This is a genomic window from Knoellia koreensis (genome assembly GCF_013041615.1).
Taxonomy (GTDB): Bacteria; Actinomycetota; Actinomycetes; order Actinomycetales; family Dermatophilaceae; genus Pedococcus; species Pedococcus koreensis.
The window spans coordinates 804,260-819,895 of the sequence record NZ_JABEPQ010000002.1 but is presented as its reverse complement, the minus strand read 5'-3'; the positions used below and the strand labels follow the sequence as shown (position 1 = coordinate 819,895).

Annotated in this window: 13 protein-coding genes and 1 tRNA gene; 11 read left to right on the top strand and 3 right to left on the bottom strand. The window is 70.8% G+C overall.

What is annotated here, in order from left to right; genetic code table 11:
- The first annotated feature begins 10 nt into the window (after positions 1–10).
- Genes HJG52_RS12160 through HJG52_RS12150 form a run of 3 tightly spaced genes read left to right on the top strand, consistent with a single transcriptional unit; the run spans position 11 to position 2,477 of the window.
- On the top strand, positions 11–1,012 hold the full coding sequence (locus HJG52_RS12160; protein WP_171243821.1) for a Bug family tripartite tricarboxylate transporter substrate binding protein: 1,002 nt from the start codon (positions 11–13) through the stop codon (positions 1,010–1,012).
- 11 nt (positions 1,013–1,023) lie between these two features.
- Positions 1,024–1,668, top strand: coding sequence for an RraA family protein (locus HJG52_RS12155; protein ID WP_171243820.1), 645 nt, complete (start codon positions 1,024–1,026; stop codon positions 1,666–1,668).
- Positions 1,669–1,685: 17 nt separating this feature from the next.
- The gene (locus HJG52_RS12150) at positions 1,686–2,477 is read left to right on the top strand and encodes an NAD(P)-dependent oxidoreductase (RefSeq protein WP_171243819.1); all 792 of its coding nucleotides are present in this window, start codon (positions 1,686–1,688) and stop codon (positions 2,475–2,477) included.
- Positions 2,478–2,619: 142 nt separating this feature from the next.
- Here the strand turns inward: HJG52_RS12150 and HJG52_RS12145 are convergent, their stop codons facing one another.
- Together HJG52_RS12145 and HJG52_RS12140 are read right to left on the bottom strand one after the other, a co-directional pair.
- Positions 2,620–2,982: a GNAT family N-acetyltransferase gene (locus HJG52_RS12145; protein ID WP_171243818.1), complete on the bottom strand. Its 363-nt coding sequence runs from the start codon at positions 2,980–2,982 to the stop codon at positions 2,620–2,622.
- A 38-nt stretch (positions 2,983–3,020) separates the two neighbouring features.
- Positions 3,021–3,494 (bottom strand): carboxymuconolactone decarboxylase family protein, encoded by a 474-nt coding sequence (locus tag HJG52_RS12140; RefSeq protein WP_171243817.1) that lies wholly within the window; start codon positions 3,492–3,494, stop codon positions 3,021–3,023.
- Between the two features lie 962 nt (positions 3,495–4,456).
- Between HJG52_RS12140 and HJG52_RS12135 the strand changes: the two genes are divergently transcribed.
- A complete protein-coding gene (locus HJG52_RS12135; RefSeq protein ID WP_171243816.1) occupies positions 4,457–4,741 on the top strand; it encodes a hypothetical protein in 285 nt (94 codons plus the stop codon).
- A gap of 170 nt (positions 4,742–4,911) precedes the next feature.
- Here the strand turns inward: HJG52_RS12135 and HJG52_RS12130 are convergent.
- Positions 4,912–4,984 (bottom strand) — tRNA-Arg (locus HJG52_RS12130).
- Between the two features lie 639 nt (positions 4,985–5,623).
- Between HJG52_RS12130 and HJG52_RS12125 the strand changes: the two genes are divergently transcribed.
- The 7 genes from HJG52_RS12125 to HJG52_RS12095 all read left to right on the top strand — a co-directional run bounded on the left by HJG52_RS12125 (position 5,624) and on the right by HJG52_RS12095 (position 15,631).
- Positions 5,624–6,436: a matrixin family metalloprotease gene (locus HJG52_RS12125; protein WP_171243815.1), complete on the top strand. Its 813-nt coding sequence runs from the start codon at positions 5,624–5,626 to the stop codon at positions 6,434–6,436.
- A 372-nt stretch (positions 6,437–6,808) separates the two neighbouring features.
- Positions 6,809–7,294, top strand: a complete 486-nt coding sequence (locus tag HJG52_RS12120) for a hypothetical protein (protein WP_171243814.1) — start codon at positions 6,809–6,811, stop codon at positions 7,292–7,294.
- Positions 7,295–7,437: 143 nt separating this feature from the next.
- Entirely contained in the window at positions 7,438–8,250 is an 813-nt protein-coding gene (locus HJG52_RS12115; protein ID WP_171243813.1) for a hypothetical protein, read from the top strand.
- Entirely contained in the window at positions 8,247–8,699 is a 453-nt protein-coding gene (locus tag HJG52_RS12110) for a hypothetical protein (protein WP_171243812.1), read from the top strand. Before HJG52_RS12115 ends, HJG52_RS12110 begins: the two co-directional genes overlap by 4 nt.
- Positions 8,696–9,805 (top strand): hypothetical protein, encoded by a 1,110-nt coding sequence (locus HJG52_RS12105; protein WP_171243811.1) that lies wholly within the window; start codon positions 8,696–8,698, stop codon positions 9,803–9,805. The genes HJG52_RS12110 and HJG52_RS12105 overlap by 4 nt, the downstream gene beginning before the upstream one ends.
- A 186-nt stretch (positions 9,806–9,991) precedes the next feature.
- A complete protein-coding gene (locus tag HJG52_RS12100; protein ID WP_346767714.1) occupies positions 9,992–11,302 on the top strand; it encodes an MFS transporter in 1,311 nt (436 codons plus the stop codon).
- Between the two features lie 9 nt (positions 11,303–11,311).
- Positions 11,312–15,631, top strand: a complete 4,320-nt coding sequence (locus HJG52_RS12095; RefSeq protein WP_171243810.1) for an AAA domain-containing protein — start codon at positions 11,312–11,314, stop codon at positions 15,629–15,631.
- Positions 15,632–15,636: the final 5 nt, after the last annotated feature.

Sequence of the window (15,636 nt, the reverse complement as noted above, 5' to 3'; positions counted from 1 at the left end):
AGGAGACACCATGCGTCGCCGAGCTTTTCTCACCATCGTCGTCAGCGTCGGGCTGACCGCCTCCCTCGCCGCCTGCGGGCAGAGTGCCCAGGGCGACTCCGCCGCCGCGAAGAACTGGCCCCGCAAGGGAAAGCCGGTCGAGCTGGTCGTCGCGTTCGCGCCGGGTGGTGCCGTCGACACGGCCGCGCGGCTCGTCGCGCCGATCCTCGAGAAGGAGCTCGGCACCAACGTCGAGGTCGTCAACAAGCCGGGTGCCGGCGGCCAGATCGGTTACACCGCGCTCACCAGTGCCAAGCCGGACGGATACACGATCGGTGCCACGGGTTCGCCGTCGGTCGTCGTCTCGCCGCTCGACCCGAGCCGGGGCGCGAAGTACAAGCGGTCGAGCTTCGAACCGTTGGGAATGCAGGTGATCGACCCGGCCGTCATCGGCGTCGCGCCGGACAGCCCGTACAACTCGGTGCAGGACCTCATCGAGGCGGCCAAGGCGAGCCCGAGCAAGATCACGGTGAGCACCACCGGACTGCAGACCGGCGAGCACTTCGCGGTTGCCGACCTCGAGCAGAAGAGCGGCGCGAAGTTCGCGCTCGTCCACTTCTCCGAAGGGGCGTCGCAGGCGCTCGCCGCCTTCCTCGGCGGGCACGTGCAGGTCTATGTCGGCAGTGCCAGTGACGTCACGGATCTGGTGAAGCAGAAGAAGATCAAGATGCTCGGCGTCATGTCGCAGGAGCGCAGCGAGTTCCTGCCTGACGTGAAGACGTTCAAGGAGCAGGGCATCGACGTCGAGTCCGCCACGGCTCGCGGCTACTCGGCTCCGGCCGGGCTCCCCGACCCGGTGGCGACCAAGATCGAGGCCGCGTTGAAGACGGCGATCGAGGACCCGGCGGTGACGAAGAAGATGAAGGACCTTGGCCTGCAGACCAACTACCTCGACGCCGCCGGCTACGAGAAGTACTGGGGCGAGCAGGAGGCGACGGTCAAGGCCGTGCTGCCGCTCGTCACCAAGAAGTGAGGGCGAACGACATGCATGACAACGTGACGGTTGCGACACCAGAGGCGGACTTCGCCCGTCCCGATCCGGAGGTGGTGTCCCGCTTGGCGGCCTTGCCCGTGGCCAACATCGGCGATGCCATGGACCGGCTGGGACTGTTGGACTCGAGGATCCAGGCCATCTGGCCGGGAGCGCGGCTGGCGGGGGCCGCGCTGACGGTGTGGACCCGGGCCGGCGACAACGCGGCCCTGCACGAGGCGCTGGCGATCGCCAAGCCCGGCGACGTCATCGTCGTCAACGGCCAGGGCGACGAGACCAGGGCCCTGTTGGGCGACCTGATCGGCGCCAAGGCGCTGGCGCGTGGTGTGGCGGGCTTCGTGCTCGATGGTGCCGCGCGCGACGCAGAGTCGTTGGGGGACATAGGAATGCCGGTGTTCGCACGGGCGTGCACGCCAGCCGGGCCGTACAAGTTCGGGCCGGGACGCGTCGGGGTGCCGGTGGCCGTCGGCGGGGTCTCGGTGAACGCGGGCGACGTCGTGGTCGGTGACGGCGACGGTGTCGCCGTGATCGCCCGGGACGAGGCGGAGAGGGTCGCCGAAGCGGCCCAAGCCGTGTTCGACGACGAGGCCCGACGCCGCGCTGCGATCCCCGCACCGCTTGCGTCGGTGCGCGGTTGAGACGAGAGGTGCGATCGATGAAGTGTGCAGTGGTGGGGCTCGGTGAGGTCGGGGGCAGGTATGCCGCGGCGCTCGCCGAGGCGGGTCACGACGTGGTGGGTGCCGATCCCGCCGACACCCCGACTCCGAAGGGTGTCGTGCGGGTCGGGTCGGTGGCGGAGGCGGTGGACGGAGCCGAGATGGTGTTGGTGATGACGAGTGCGTCGGTCGCGCCGCTCGTGGCCGAGGAGGCGCTGCCGGCGCTGGCGGAAGAGGCTTGCTACGCCGACTTCACGTCGTCGGCGCCCTCGCAGATGCGTCGGCTGAGCGACCTGGTCGGGGGAGTGGGTGCGCTCTTCGCTGACGTTGCCATCCTCGGGCCGGTGCCATGGCACGGCGTCGCCACGCCCCTGATGGTGAGTGGCCCGGGCGGCGCGGTGGTGGCCGAGCTGTTGCGCCCGCTCGGTGCGCCGATCGACCTGCTCGATGAGCCGGCAGGTGCTGCGATGGCGCACAAGCTGCTGCGCAGCGTCTTCATGAAGGGGCTCGCGTCGCTGATCGGTGAGGCCGTTGCGGCTGGGCAGGCAGCTGGTTACGAGGAGTGGATCCGCGGGCAGGTCGCGGCTGCACTGGCGGGTGACGGGCAGGCCGTCATCGACCGCTTGCTGACCGGGACGCAGACGCATGCGCTGCGCCGCATGCACGAGGTCGACGACGCGGCGGGGTACCTCGAGGAGCTGGGGGTCGAGCCGACGATGACGCGGGCGACCGTCGCAGCACACCGAGCCGTCGTGTCCCGCGAGACGGCGCCCGAGAAGCAGTCGGCCTGATTCCAGACGGCGGGACCTGTCGGCCGCGCGGGCGCCTTCTGCAATACGGCGGTTGCGTGCGCAAAACGGGTGTCAACGCACCTAGTTTTGCGCACGCAACCCCCGTTTTGTGTGTGTCTTGGCGCGCTGGGCTCGGTCGCGCTCAGGATTGGCTGACGCGCACGGCGTCGAGGTGAGCCTTCGTCGGCTGCACGACGTTGGCGGCATACTCGGGGTGCCTGGGTAGCCACTTGGCGACGTAGGGGCAGACGGGCACGACTGCGCGCCCGCCCGCGATGACGTCGTCGACCACGGTCTGGACGAGGTCGGACGCGAGGCCCTGCCCGGCATATTCCTCGGAGACGGCCGTGTGGAAGAGGATGCGCTCGGGCTTCCCGCCTTCGTCGATGTCGGTGTAGAGCTCCTCGCCGATCTCCTTGTCGCCGGTGCCGTCCTCGCCGTGGTCGACGAGCACGTAACGGGACTCCTCGGGGTGGTGTTGTACTTCGAAGCGTTCGATGGCCATGACTTCTCCTCGGTCGTGGTTGCCCTGCTCGTCCATCGTCAGCGCACGATCCTGCCGTCGGAGTCGCGGGCCCGCACGGGATGGTGGCTGAGGATCGAGATCCGGTTGAACGTGTTGATCGCGGCGGCCACCCACTCGGTGGCGATGAACGCGTCGTCGCCCAGGACGTTCCGGGCGCCGGCCAGGTCGGCTGCCGAGTCCTCGGTCAGGGGAAGTCTGGTGGCGGCCTCGGTGACGGCCAGGACCGCCACCTCGCGCTCGTCGTAGAGGGCGGTCTCCCGCCACGCGGGCAGGAGGTCGAGCTTTTGTTGCGGCACACCCGCAGCGCGGGCCTCGCGGCAGTGCAGGTCCAGACAGTAGGCGCACCCGTTGAGCTGCGAGGCGCGCACCTTGACCAGCTCGATCTCGGTCGAGGTGAGCCCCCGCTCCTGCGCAACCCGGGCCACAGTCGACGAGAAGTGCCGTGCCGCCTCCCACGCCTCGGGAACGACCTTGTCCATGAACGGGCGCACGGGTCTCCTCACCTCGTCGGTGGCGTCATCGTGTTTGACGGCCCTGGGCACAGTCAACCGACGGCATGAGCGCAACCACTCCACGTGCAACTCTCGGTGCGCTGCCTTCTCTGCGCTCAGTATCTGACAGGGATGCGACCTGGAGGCGGGCGGAGAGTAGGGCCCAGGGTCGGCGGCGTTCAGGCGAGGTGCCTGACTCGTCGTCGATGGGACGTCATGATGTGGGGGTGACGGGTGCTAGACGAGTCTGGAGGCGCCTGAACTCGACGATAAGCCGGGAACCTGTCGACTGGGTGCTGATCAGCATTGCGCTGTTTGGTTTCGGGCTGCTGTTAGTGCTCGGAGGCTCAACAGACCTCGTGAGCGGCCTGCGGGATCAAACGCGCGGCGTGCATGGGACTGCCGAGGTCAACTCCTGCAACGACTTTCGCGTTACCCGATGTGAAGTGACGATCGTGCAGCCCAGCAGTGAGGCGCGTCGTGTCACCGTGGAACCAGGTCGATCACTAGAGCCAGGGACCAGGGTCCAGGTCGTGATTCTGCGAAGCGGCGCGGTCGAGGTCATCGGCGGGGCGTATTGGGCGTGGTCCGTGGGCGCGACTGCCGTGGGCGTACTGCTCGCTTGGGTGGGCGGCTGGAGGCTGCTGAACGGTCGGGGCGACACCGACACGTAGACCTCGCGAGCCATCTCTGGATAGGTGCGCCGTATTCCATGCCCGGAGCGCGGAGGTCGCCGACGAGGCCTCGCATTGATCGCCTCGCGGATAGCTTGCTTGGGGCTCGGAGTGGTGACCACGGGCAGCTAGCGACCGGAGCCGGTCGGGGTCGTTTCAAAGGTGCCCGCAGTCCATCGCGCAGTGACGCGTAGCGCCCTTGGTGCAGCCCGGAGGTGGGCGGAGAGTGGCGTGCCGGGTCGGCGGCGAGACTGTACTTTGAGGCTCGTGGTGCGTGGAGGAGCTGCTGTGAAGCGCCGCGATGGAAGATCGCGTCCCTGGAGGCACCGGCCGCGGCGGACGCTCTGGCAGATGCTCTCTATAGCTGAGTGGCGGCTGCTCGTCTTCCCGTATCTCCTCGCACCGATGCTGGTGGCGAGGATGATCTGGCACTACTACGGGAGCATGGATTGGTTCTGGCTGGCGTTGAGCCTGATCCCCTGGGTGGTACTGGTGCTCTGGCTGAAGAGGCCCACCAAACTGGTGGATGACAAGGGGGCACGCACCGTCAACAGAGGCCGACCCCTCGAGTAGTGGGTGGGCTTTCAGTGCCAGGACGCTGATCGCGCGGCTTGGCGAGGTCGACCATGCTCTTGGCTCCGGCGGGATTTGGGAACCCCGCGGGTCTACGTTCCCGTGCCAGCCAGCGATGGCACCCAGTCGCGAACCCTGAAATCAGCCTCTGACCTAGGATTTTGTAACGGTGCCCCCGGCAGGATTCGAACCTGCGACACCCGCTTTAGGAGAGCGGTGCTCTATCCCCTGAGCTACGAGGGCGGGGTTTGCGCTTCCGTCCCACGGTCGCGCGTGACGTCGAGGACGCCCGACGAAGGTTAGCCGACCGAGCAGCCCCACACCGAACCCGCCGAACACCGGGCAGCCAGGCCCGGCCACGCGGCATACCCGCGCGAACCGTCCCTGCCGGTGCCCACTCTTTGCATCGGCCATGACCGCCGGGACTGGCTCAATGGATGCGGAGGGACGAACGGCCGCACCCTGGAAGTGAAGAACTTTTCGGCGACCCCGCCCGCACAAAAGTTGCGGTTAACGGGCCGCCAGACAGGTCCGACCTTCGGATCCCGAAGCCGTTCCGCGTGGAATCTTCGGATTCCATGTCACCGACTAGCAGAGCCGGCCGCCGGGACGCACGCGAAGCGCCTCACCCGTTCGGTTGATTTCCACTGGAAAGTCTTCTCCTACGTCAAACGGCGGAGCCACGATTACACCTGTCAGCCGCTAACGCAGGCGGACGACGCAACAAGGACCAACCGCACCGTTCCCGGCCTCGAGGAGCCTGACCTCGATCGCAAGGTACGGAATCCGCAGCACCGGCACCACCACGCCACCAGCACCCTCCCGCACGACCCCAGTAGTTCCTGACGTGTCACTCCCCTTGAGACCGCCCGGAGGCCTCCGATGTTTCGCCCAGTCCACCCCCTCGCCCGCCCTGTGCGAGCGTCGGCCGCCACGGCGCGGCGTTTCGGCCGGCGCGCAGTCGCGCTGGCCCTCGCGCCGCTCGCGGTCGCGGGGTTCATGGCGGCGGCACCGCAGGCCGCATCGGGCGCCTCGGCGACGTACAAGCTCGCCACCGTCTCCCTCCCGAACGGCACCAAGCCGATCCTGCGCTGGAACCCGTGCCAGCGCGTCGTGACCTACAAGGTCAACCTCGCCGCGGTGCCCTCCGCCTCCCGGGCGAGGGTCCTCTCCGAAACTCAGGGTTCCGTCGCCCGCGTCAGTGCTGCGACGGGAATCTCGTTCTCCTACAAGGGAAGCACGAGCGAAGTTCCCCAGCCGGGCTCGGCCTCGCGGCAGAGCGCGGAGGTCATCATCGCCTGGACCACGCCGAGCAAGACCCAGTACTCGCTGGCGGGGTCGGTCGCGGGTCAGGGCGGTTTCTCCTACGCGTGGGCCGGCCGCACCGTCAACGGCGCCTCGACCTACTCGTATGCCGCGCAGCGGGGTTTCGTGGTCATCGACACCCCACAGGCGCTCAGCCAGCTCACCGGCGGCTACGGCACCGGGCTGCGTCGCACCAACCTGGTCATGCACGAGCTCGGCCACGCGGTCGGCCTCCAGCACGTGAGCGACACCCGCCAGCTCATGTACCCGTCACTGCGCAGCGCCGGTCCCTCCGGTTTCGCCGCCGGTGACAAGGCTGGCCTGGCCAAGGTCGGTCGCGCCGCCGGGTGTCTCACCACCACCTCCCTGCCCTACGCCGACCTGAGCTGACCCCCTCCAGACCCCGTCACGGGCCCGCGCACCTCCCCGGGTGCGCGGGCCCCTTTTCGTGGACCTGCCATGGCCCCGGTATGCCGCGTGGTCAGCTCCCCGGGTCGCCAAACCCGGTGCGGTGCAACGAAATTCGGACCTTCAGGGCGAATCGGACTTTGGCCACTATCAGGTGTAAGCGCTTTGCGTGGCCGGTTTTACCAAATCCAGAACCAAACCGGGGATTCCTTGCCAGACCAACGATGTCGGCAGCCCGACTCGACGGCCGATGTGGGTGACCAGTCAACAACGGCACTCTCGGTGATGGCTTCAAGGGGAGGCCAACCGCGGATTCAGGCCCGCACTCCACACGTCATGCAAAGGAACACATCCATGCACAAGAACACGCGCAAGCGCGCCGCCGCCGTTGCCACGGGTGCGGCCCTGGCCCTCATTGCCGGCGGTGTTGCCTACGGTTACTGGACCACCGGCGGCTCCGGCACCGGTTCGGCCTCGACGGGCACGGTCGGCGACGTCACCGTCAACGCGACCTCCACCGCGGTCACCGGTCTCTACCCGGGCGGCCCGGCCCAGGGCATCTCGGGCAACTTCGACAACCCGAACTCCGGCTCGGTGTACATCGCCAAGGTCAACGTCGCCGTCTCCGCGGGCTTCTCCAAGCAGGCCGATGCCACCAAGCCCGCCTGCACCGCGGCCGACTTCAACATCGTCCAGCCGGGCGCAGTCGACGCGCAGGTGCCCGCTGGCACGGCGCAGGGCAGCTGGACCGGCGCGACCATCCAGCTCGTCAACGGCGCCGCCAACCAGGACAACTGCAAGGGCGTCACCGTCCCGCTGACGTTCACCGTCGTCAACTGACGGTGAGCTCGCGGGCCTGAGCCGGCCCGGCGGCGTCACTGTCCCCCTGCACGCCGCCGGGCCCAGGCCCGACCTCGTCGGCCACGCCGGCACACCACCCCGACCTCGCGTCGACCCACCGCCTCGACTCGCCAGGAGCGCCGATGCCCGACACCCGGCAGCAGCGTCAGCGCCGCACGCTCGTGCTGATCGCCGTCGTCGTGCTGCTGCTCGGCCTGCTCGGGTCATGCGGTGTCTGGCTCACGCGCGACAACGCGAAACCGCAGCCGGGTGCCCTCACCATCGTCCCGCGCGACCAGGCGCCCCCGGCGGCGACCACCCCCGGCGAGAGCAGCGACGGCGCCACGGCTGACCCGGCTCCCTCGACCACGCCGGACGACGAGCCCACCACCTCGCAGGCGCCGCCTGCTGACCCGACCCGGGGTGCCGGTGTCGGCGGCGAGCAGGGAACGCCCGCCGCCACCGGTCCCTCCGCGGCGGCACCGCGAAAGACCAACGGGCACAACGGAACCGGTTCCACCGGCGGTGGCAACGTGAACGGCGGTGGCAACGTCAACGGCGAGGGCAACACCGACGGCGGCAACGACAACGGCAAGGGCAACGGTCATCCGCCCTTCGCCGCCGCAGGTCACATCGACCAGCTGCGTCCCGGTGCCATCTCCACCCTCGAGGTCGTCGTCACCAACCCCGACCGGATCGCCTACCGCATCCTCGACCTGTCGGCGAAGGCCGGAGACGCCGGCCCGGGCTGCCGCGCGAGCTCCAACCTGGTCATCAGCAGCTACCAGTCGACCAAGCCCGGAGCCCGCACCTACGTCGTCCCGGCCAAGGGCAGCATCACCGTTCCGCTGTCGATCATGATGCTGGACACCGCGGCGTCCCAGGACGCCTGCAAGAGCGTCACCTTCCCGCTGACCTTCAGCGGTTCGGCGACCCAGGGGAACAACGCGTCATGACCCGATCGCCCTGGACCCAGCGCCTCACCGCCGCCGTCGCCGGCGCCGCCGCGCTCACCATGACGAGCGCCATGGCGTATGCCGTGTGGTCGGCCACCGGTGCCGGTTCGACCTCCGCGACCGCCGGCACGACGGTGGCACTCACGACGTCGGCCGACGTACCTGCGTCCCTCTACCCCGGCAGCTCGTCGGCGATCAACGTCAAGGTCAACAACCCCAACGGTTTTGGCGTTGACGTCACCTCGATCTCCCTTGGCGCCGTCACCGCGGCCAACGGCTGCTCCACCGCCGCGATCACGACGACGGCCCCGACTGGCCTGCCTCGCACCATCCCGGCCGGTGGGTCGCTCACCCTCACCGCGAGCATCTCGATGTCGACGACAGCGTCCAACGCCTGCCAGGGCACCACGTTCACTCTTCCCGTCACGGCAACCGGGAGGACCTCGTGAACGCCTTCACTCGCCGCGGTGCCACCGCCGTCGCCGCCCTGGCCGCCTGCACGGTCGCCGGGATCGGGACGGCAGCCGCCTACTGGTCGGCCGGCACCGTCACCACGACGGCGACCGCGACCGCCGCGACGCTCAAGACCCCGGCAACGCCAGCGGTCGCGTCCACCAGCGCCACGTCACTAACCGTCAGCGGCAGCCTGCCCACCGGCCAGCTCCCCGGCACGGCATACACCCTCAAGCGCGGCACCACGACGATCTGCCAGCCGACGAGCTCGCCCTGGTCCTGCACCGACACAGGTCTCACGCAGGGCACGGCATACAGCTACACGCTCGTCGCGGCCCTTGGCAGCTGGACCGCCACGTCCGCCCCCGGCACCGCCAGCACCCAGTGCGCCACGGCGCCGGTGTTCGTCGTGAGCACCTCGACCGCAACCCCCACCGTCGGCACGCCGTTCAGCATCACCATCACCAAGCGTGCCTGCGACGGCTCGACCGACACGTCCTTCACCGGCAGCCAGGCCGTCACCATCACCGGCCTGTCGACCAGCCCGTCCGGCAAGGCGCCACAGGTGCCGTCCACGGTGACCTTCACGGCGGGTGTGGCCACGGGGGTCAACCTCACGGCATACACCGCCGAGACGACTGCCGTCACGGTCACCCAGGGCCAGGTCACCGGCCGCTCCGCCGCCATCACGGTCCAGCAGGCGCCCGCCTACTCGCTACGGCTCGACCAGGTCATTCACTCCTCCAACAACACGCCCAACACGCCGGTCGCCCTCTCGTGCACCGACGGCTCCGGTGGCAACGAGGCACCGAAGAGCTGCACCCAGACGACCCCGACGCTCTCGGGCAACGACAAGGCGTGGGGCGGCACCATCGTGCTGGTTGACCAGTGGGGCAACGTCCGCACCAACACCGGCGCACCGATCTCCATCACAGTGGCCAACTCCGCAGCCGGCCAGCCGACCTCCACGGTGGTCATCCCGACCGGTCAGTCCTCGGCCTCCTTCTCCTTCAAGGGCCTGGCGAACGGCTCCGGCACCAGCACGGTGACCATCACGTCCACCTCGCCGCCGCTCAACCTCACCATCGACGGCGTCGGCTGAGCCGCCCCAAGGACCTCGGTCCGGCCCGCCGTCCCCCGCGGGCCGGGCCGAGAGCACGACGAGGTATGCCGCCCGCTCGCCTCCCGAGCCGCCTCACCACGCGTCGCCGGGACCGGTACCCCAGCCACCCGGCCCGACCCGGCAGGCGACGCGATCGCTGTCCAAGCCCACCGGCATACTGACCCGGTGCCCCTCACCGACGAGATGGTCGACCTCCGACCGGTCCAGCGGCGCACCGTGGCCACCCTCGTCGGCACCCAGGTGCTCGTGGGCGTCGGGGTCTCAGCCGGTGCGGCCGTCGGCGCGCTGCTGGCCGAGCAGACCAGCGGGTCGGCCGACCTGTCCGGCCTCGGCGGGACCTTCCAGGTGCTGGGCGGCGCACTCGTCGCGATCCCCATGGCCCACGTCATGGCCGCCCGTGGACGGCGGTGGGGCATGCTCACCGGTTACCTCATCGGCATCGCCGGCGCGCTCGCGATCATCCTGGCCGCCGCGTGGAGCAGCTTCGCCCTGCTGCTCGTCGGCACCACCCTCTTCGGTGGCGCCAACGCCGCCAACAACCAGGCCCGCTACGTCGCCGCAGACCTCGCCGAGGAACGCCACCGCGGCCGCGACCTCGCCCTCGTCGTCTGGGCGACCACCATCGGCGCCGTCCTCGGGCCCAACCTCGCCGGCCCGGGCGAGCCCATCGCGCGCGCCCTCGGCATACCCGTCCTCGCTGGTCCCTATGTCTTCTCGCTCCTCGGGCTGCTGCTCGGTGCGCTGCTCATCGTCTGGCGGTTGCGCCCAGACCCACTGCTCCTCGCGCGCAGGATCGCCGCGGTCGAGGCCGACGAGCCACTGGAACGCCAGCAGGGCGGGGTGTGGCGTGGCTTCCGGGCGCTGGCTGCCCATCCCGGCTCGCGCCTCGGGGTCATCACGACCGCCGTCGGCCACACCGTCATGGTCAGCGTGATGGTGATGACGCCGGTCCACATGAACCACGGCGGCGCCAGCCTGCGCATCATCGGGCTCGTCATCAGCGGCCACATCCTCGGCATGTTCGCCTTCTCGCCGCTGGTCGGCATGGCGGTCGACCGCTGGGGCGGCCGCGCGATGGCCATCACCGGCGCGCTCATCCTCTCGGTGGCCGGTGTGCTCGCCGCGCAGGCGCCGCTGGGTTGGTCGCCGGGTCTCGCGGTGGGCCTGTTCATGCTCGGGCTCGGGTGGTCGTTCACCCTCGTCAGCGGCTCGACCCTCGTCGTGCGGTCGGTGCCGCTGCGCGAGCGCGCCGGGGCCCAGGGTGCGTCCGACCTGGCCATGGGGCTGGCCGCCGGTGGTGGGGGAGCGCTCGCCGGCGTGGTCGTCGGCCAGCTCGGCTACGACGTGCTGGGCGCGGCTGCGGCGGTGCTCGCGTGTGTCATCACGGTGTCGGCCGTGCTCATCCGGCCCAATGATTCCAACCGGATTCGTCCCACGCCCGCGTTGCCCGGAGAAGTCGAGAGCCAGGTTGGTTAGCCTGCAACGGTGAGTGCCCCGTCCGACCAGCCCCTGCCCTCGGCCGAGCCTGACCCGCGTGGGGAGCGGGTCGCGGCAGCGGTCAAGACCTGGCAGCGGCACCTCGTCGACCTCGGGGGGCGCAACACCCTGCTCTGGTACCGCGACCTCCCCAGCGGCACCCTCGACCTCACCAACGCCCACCCGGGCGGCCTCGCCATGCTGCTCGCCGGCCGCCCCACGAAGCTGTCGGACCTCGTGCGTGAGCCCGCCGCCCTCGACGACGCCCGCCGCCGGGCCCGCACCATCCGCGCCAAGAGCGTCGAGCTCCTCGAGGAGCGCGGCATCGCGGTCGGCTTCATCGCGATCGGCATGGCCACCTGGACCATCCGGGGCGCCGGCCGGGCCCCGGCCGCGCCCGTGCTCCTGCGCTCGTGCGTGCTGCGGCCCACCGGCGCGGCGCGCGAGGACTTCACCCTCGACCTCGGGGCCGACGTCGAGCTCAACCCCGTGCTCGCGCACTACCTGCGCTCCGAGCAGGGCATCGACGTCGACTCCGGCGCGCTCGAGGACCTCGCCACCGCGGGAGGGGCCTTCGACCCCATCCCCGTGTATGCCGCCCTGACGCGGCTGTGCGCGTCCGTGCCGGACTTCGTCGTCTCACCACGGCTCGTGGTCGGTACGTTCTCCTACGCCAAGCTGCCGATGGTCGCCGACCTGGCAGCGCAGGGGCCGGCCCTGGCGGACCACGACGTGGTGGCTGCGCTCGCGGGCGACCCCGGCGCCCTGCGTGCCGTGCGGTCGGAGGTGCCGCAGAGCCCGGTCGACGCCGACCCGGCGCACGAGTTGCTCGTGCTCGACGCCGACTCCAGCCAGCAGGCCGCGATCGACGCGGTGCGCTCGGGAGCCCACCTCGTCATCAAGGGCCCGCCGGGCACCGGCAAGTCGCAGACCATCGCCAACCTGATCGCGACCCTGGCGGGCGAGGGCAAGCGCGTCCTGTTCGTGGCCGAGAAGCGCGCCGCCATCGACGCCGTCCTGTCGCGGCTCGAGCAGGTCGGGCTCGGCGACCTCGTCCTCGACGCCTATGACGGAGCGTCGAACAAGCGGCGCCTCGCCCGCGAGTTCGGTCAGGCGTTGGACCAGTCCGTGCAGACCCGCGACCCCGACACCGGCGAGCTCGAACGAGCCCTCGTCGACCGGCGGCGCCAGCTCGTCGACCACGCGGCGGCGCTGCACGAGGTGCGCGAACCGTGGGGCGTCTCGGCTCACCAGGCCCAGGAGGCGATCTCCCGCCTGAGCGCCGAGCCCCACCCGCCGACTTCGCGCGTGCGGCTGCGCGGCGAACAGCTGGCCGGCCTCTCCCGGCAGCGGGTGGACGAGCTGGGACGCCAGCTCACCGAGGCAGCGTCGCTGGGCGCCTGGGCAGGCAGCAACGACAGCGCCGCCGACGCGGCGTCGGCGTCGGGGCCGGCCACTGCTCCCGCCAGTGCTCCGGCCACGGGCTCCGCCGCGGGGTCCGACCCGGAGGGTGGTGTCGCTGGCGCCGGCAGCCGGGTCAGCGACACCGGCGAGAGCCGCGACCCGTGGTTCGGTGCGCGGATCGCCACCACCGATGAGGCCGTCCGCGCCCGCGACATCACCGCCCGTCTCGCCCACGGTGGCCTCGACGAGGTCGCCGAGACGATGCGCGAGGTGTTCGCCGAGGTCGAGCTCCCCGAGGCCACCAGACCCACCGACTGGGGCGACGTGCTCGACACGGTCGGCCGCGTCCGCGACACCCTCGAGGTCTTTCGTCCCGAGGTCTTCGACCTCCCGCTCGGTGAGCTGGTCGCCGCCACCGGCTCCGCGGCATACCGCAAGGAGCACGGCACCGACCTCGGCTGGTGGTCGCGCTGGCGGCTGCGCAGCCAGGCGCGTTCGCTGCTGCGCCCCGGCACCCCGCCGGCCGACCTGCACGCCGCCCTCGCCGACGCGCAGACCCAGCGCACCGCGTGGCAGCAGATGGCCGGCGCCGGCGGCCGCCCGGAGATCCCGGTCGACCTCGACCGCGCCCGCACGGCATACCGGACCCTCGCCGAGGAGCTCACCTGGCTGGGGTCGCGTCTGGCCACCACCGCCGAAGGCGGCGCGCTGCTCGAGACCGACCTGCCGGCGCTGCGCAGGCGGCTCGCGGAGCTGGCGGCCACGCCCGAACGGTTGACGGTGGTGCCGCGGGTGCTGGGCACCCTGGACTCACTGCGCGAAGCCGGTCTCGGCCCGCTCGTCGACGAGCTCGCCGACCGAGGTGTCGCGGCCGACGACGTGGCGCGCGAGCTCGAGTTCGTCTGGTGGGCCTCGCTGTCCGACGACCTGACCGTCCGTGACCCGCGGTACGGCGCCCACGACGGTGCGCAGCTGCAGCGGGTCGCGCGCGAGTACGTCGCGGCTGACCGCGCGCACCTCCAGGCGAGTGCCGGTCGGGTGCGCGCCGGTGCCGGGCGACGGCTGCGCGAGGTGCTCGCCGACCACCCCGAGCAGGAAGCTCTGGTGCGCGCGGAGGCCGGAAAATCCAGGCGGCACAAGGCTTTGCGCGACCTGCTGCCCTTGGCCGGTGAAACGCTCACGGCCATCAAGCCGGCCTGGGCGATGTCGCCGCTGGTCGTCGCATCGGTGCTGCCGCCGGGCCGCTGGTTCGACGTCGTGGTGTTCGACGAGGCCTCCCAGATCCCGCCGGCGCAGGCCGTCTCGGCGATCTCGCGCGCGGGTCAGGTCGTCGTCGCCGGTGACGAGCGGCAACTGCCGCCGACGTCGTTCTTCACCTCCGCGGTCGACGACGAGGCCAGTGCGCCGGTCGAGGACGAAGCGCTGACCGAAGGGTTCGAGTCGGTGCTCGACGTGCTCACCGCCGCGCTCCCGACCCGCCGACTGTCGTGGCACTACCGGTCGCTCGACGAGCGGCTCGTGGCATTCGCCAACCGCGAGATGTACGACGGCTCGCTGGTGACCTTTCCGGGCACCGGGACCGAGCCGGTGGTCCGGCTCGAGGCCGTCGAGGGCGCCGGCGTGGTGCAGCCGGGGGAGGAGGCGATCGAGTCGACCGACGCCGAGGTCGAGCGGGTCATCGCCCTGGTGCTCGACCACGCCCGCACCCGCCCCGACGAGTCCCTCGGCGTCATCGCCCTCGGCATCAAGCACGCAAACCGCATCGACGAGGCGCTGCGCCGGGCGCTCGCCGCCGAGGCCAACGCCGACGTTGCCGAGTTCTTCGACGAGGACCGGCCGGAGCGCTTCTTCGTCAAGAACCTCGAACGCGTCCAGGGTGACGAGCGCGATGCCATCATCCTGGCGATCGGCTACGGCAAGACCCCGCACGGTCGCGTGCTGCACCGGTTCGGCCCGCTCAACCTCGAGGGCGGCGAGCGTCGCCTCAACGTCGCGATCACCCGGGCGCGGCGGCGGATGACGGTGGTGTCCTCGCTCGTCGCCGCCGACCTCGACCCGTCGCGGCTCAAGGCGCGCGGCGCGCAGATGCTGCGGGACTTCCTCGCGTATGCCGCGGACCCCGCCGCGTCGGCAACCCACCCAAATGGAACGTCGTCGACGTCGGCAACCCACCCAAATGGAACGTCGTCGACACGGGATCCGCTGCGGGCGGAGTTCGCCGAGCGGTTGCGCAAGACCGGGCTGGTCGTGCACGAGGGGTTCGGCTCGCAGGCGCACCCGATCGACCTCGCGGTCGAGGATCCCGACCGACCCGGCTCGGTGCTCGTGGCCGTCGAGACCGACGGGGCTGCGTATGCCGCGATGCCGAGCACTCGCGACCGCGACCGGTTGCGCGGTGAGCAGCTTGGTCGGCTCGGCTGGATGCACGTGCGGGTCTGGTCCACCGACCTCTTCCGTGACCCGGCCCGCGACGTGGCCCGGGTGCACTCGGCTGTGCAGCAGGCGGTGTCGGCGCGCAACGCCGCCGAGAGCATCCGCGCAGCGTCCCAGGCGGAGCCCGAGCCCGGGCCCGGCGAGACGGCGGCGGAGGCTGAGCCCGCCGAGACTGTGGCCGATTCTGCGGAATCTGGCCGGAACTCCGACCAGGAAACCGAGAACCGGCCACCATCCGAGCCGCCTGTGCCTGACGAGTCGGCCGCCTCCGGCGAGCAGGGGCCAGTGCAGGAGCCGACCGAGGAACCCGAGTTCACGCCCGAGCCGGACCAGAAGGCCCGGCAGCGCCGCATCGTGCGTGGGCGCAAGCGCAAGGCCAAGCCGGACCAGACTCGCGACGACACCGACGAGGGCTGGGGCGAGCGCCCCGACGACGCCGCCCACGAGCGCTGGCTGCGTGAGCAGCGCCCGCCCCACTGGGGCCGCGACTAAACCAA

Excerpts from the sequence above, each read along its gene's own strand:
- HJG52_RS12155 (WP_171243820.1), top strand. The coding sequence starts at position 1,024 with ATGCATGACAACGTGACGGTTGCGACACCAGAGGCGGACTTCGCCCGT.
- HJG52_RS12125 (WP_171243815.1), top strand. The coding sequence starts at position 5,624 with ATGTTTCGCCCAGTCCACCCCCTCGCCCGCCCTGTGCGAGCGTCGGCC.
- HJG52_RS12115 (WP_171243813.1), top strand. The coding sequence starts at position 7,438 with ATGCCCGACACCCGGCAGCAGCGTCAGCGCCGCACGCTCGTGCTGATC.
- HJG52_RS12110 (WP_171243812.1), top strand. The coding sequence starts at position 8,247 with ATGACCCGATCGCCCTGGACCCAGCGCCTCACCGCCGCCGTCGCCGGC.
- HJG52_RS12120 (WP_171243814.1), top strand. The coding sequence starts at position 6,809 with ATGCACAAGAACACGCGCAAGCGCGCCGCCGCCGTTGCCACGGGTGCG.
- HJG52_RS12145 (WP_171243818.1), bottom strand. The coding sequence starts at position 2,982 with ATGGCCATCGAACGCTTCGAAGTACAACACCACCCCGAGGAGTCCCGT.
- HJG52_RS12150 (WP_171243819.1), top strand. The coding sequence starts at position 1,686 with ATGAAGTGTGCAGTGGTGGGGCTCGGTGAGGTCGGGGGCAGGTATGCC.
- HJG52_RS12160 (WP_171243821.1), top strand. The coding sequence starts at position 11 with ATGCGTCGCCGAGCTTTTCTCACCATCGTCGTCAGCGTCGGGCTGACC.